This window comes from Sphingomonas sp. (assembly GCF_048595155.1).
Lineage (GTDB): Bacteria > Pseudomonadota > Alphaproteobacteria > Sphingomonadales > Sphingomonadaceae > Sphingomonas_I.
In genome coordinates, this window is record NZ_JBMDXN010000072.1 from 1 (window position 1) to 1,694 (window position 1,694).

Sequence of the window (1,694 nt, forward strand, 5' to 3'; positions counted from 1 at the left end):
ACGACCAGCTCCGCGGTATGAATGGGCCGCCCCGCCGCCAGGTCGGCCGCCGCCTGCGCCGCCAGCCGGCAATGCGCTTCAGTGCCGAGCAGCAAGATGTCCGCCAGCGCGGCTTCGACCGCGTCGCGGATGCGGCGCGAGCGGTCCGAGCTCGCCATGCCATCACCCTCCTCGCCCGACTGGGCCCGTTCGCGCAGGTCGCGCAAATGCGTCGGATCGACCGTCAGCTGCCCGGTGAACGAGCCGCCCAGCGTGCGATAAGCGGCGATCAGGGTTTTCAGGCGCTCGTTGATCTGGCGGTTCATGCGCTCGCGCCGCTGCTGGATGGTCTGCATCATGAGGATGCGGATGCCCACGCCCAGCAAGGTAAAGACGGCAAGCCCGATGATCGTGGTCATCGCGCCTTGCCATGAACTGAAATCCATATAGCGCATCCTGGCCCTGGCCATTGTCATCGATACAAGACAGTGTACCGGTTCAAGAAGATACGCCTCGGCCGATTGATTTTTTGCCCGCGATGTCACACAACCGCCAGCTCGCTCGTCTACCAGGCAGCCGGCCCGTTCGCCGGCATCGACTCGTTCAACCTGAGGAAACAAGACATATGAATCGCGAAAACTGGTTCCAGGCCTCGCCCGAAGGCGCCAAAGCCCTGGGCGGCGTCCATCACTACGTCACGAAGAACACCAATCTTCCTTCCCAACTGATCCACCTCGTCTTCCTGCGCGTCTCGCAGATCAACGGCTGCGCGCACTGCATCGACCTGCACTCGCGCGACCTGATCAAGGAAGGCATGTCGGTCGACAAGCTGGTGCTGGTCCCGGTCTGGCACGAAGCGGCCTACCTGTTCTCGGACCAGGAGCGGGCGGCGCTGGCCTGGGCCGAGGAAGTCACCCGGGTCAGCGAAACCCATGCCTCCGACGAAGCCTATGCAGCGGCCTCGAAAGCGTTCGATTCCAGGGACCTGGTCGACCTGACGATCGCCATCGCCGCCATGAACGCCTTCAATCGCATGGGCGTGAGCTTCCGCCTGAAGCCGGCCGCCAAAGCCTAGCCGCGAGCAGGCTTGCATGAGGCTGTATCCTGAAAACCTCATGCAAGCCTGCATCCGCACGTCGCGCATCGCAAACGGCGGACCTCCGCCGTTTTGTCACACGCCTGTCATGACGCAGGCGGATGATGGCCAAAAGTGAGCTCCGGCATGTGTTCACGCCGGACCGGCCAACGCTACCCGGGTGCGCGGACATCATGTACAAAAGCGACAAGAAGCTCTTGATCCTCGATGCGGACGGCACCACCATCGATGCCTTCTCCGCCATCGAAGCGGCATTCGCCCACCACGGCCTGGTGATCGGCGACGAGACCCGGTTCCAGAAGCGGCACAAGCTGCTCAAGTACATGGGCGGGCTGAAGGAATTCCCGTCGATCATCCGCAAGAACCTGCGCAAGAACAGCCGCGCCCAGCTGATCGACACCCTCACCGGCATCTACCGGCAGGAAGCCCGGCTCTACGACGGCATCGCCGACCTGATCCGCGAGCTGATCGCCGCGCCCGACATCACGGTCGGCATCGTCACGCGCAACGTCACGATCGAACCGCTGGAAACCCTGCGCCAGCTGTTCCTGCGCCACGACATCGACATCGCCGAACTCGACTTCCTGGTCCACATCCCCCTCAAGGACACCAAGACCGC

Annotated in this window: 2 protein-coding genes and 1 pseudogene; 2 read left to right on the forward strand and 1 reads right to left on the reverse strand. The window is 63.3% G+C overall.

Annotated features, from left to right (window positions below):
* Positions 1 to 398: pseudogene (locus tag ACOJSI_RS11425) on the reverse strand (hypothetical protein); the annotation flags it as partial.
* A 206-nt stretch (positions 399 to 604) separates the two neighbouring features.
* Here ACOJSI_RS11425 and ACOJSI_RS11430 point away from each other — a divergent pair.
* Entirely contained in the window at positions 605 to 1,054 is a 450-nt protein-coding gene (locus ACOJSI_RS11430) for a carboxymuconolactone decarboxylase family protein (RefSeq protein WP_109345213.1), read from the forward strand.
* A 125-nt stretch (positions 1,055 to 1,179) separates the two neighbouring features.
* A partial coding sequence (locus ACOJSI_RS11435) for an HAD family hydrolase (protein WP_420138417.1) occupies positions 1,180 to 1,694 on the forward strand: 515 nt, incomplete at its 3' end.

Bases quoted from the DNA above. Each gene is read 5' to 3' on its own strand.
- ACOJSI_RS11430 (WP_109345213.1), top strand. From the start codon at position 605: ATGAATCGCGAAAACTGGTTCCAGGCCTCGCCCGAAGGCGCCAAAGCC.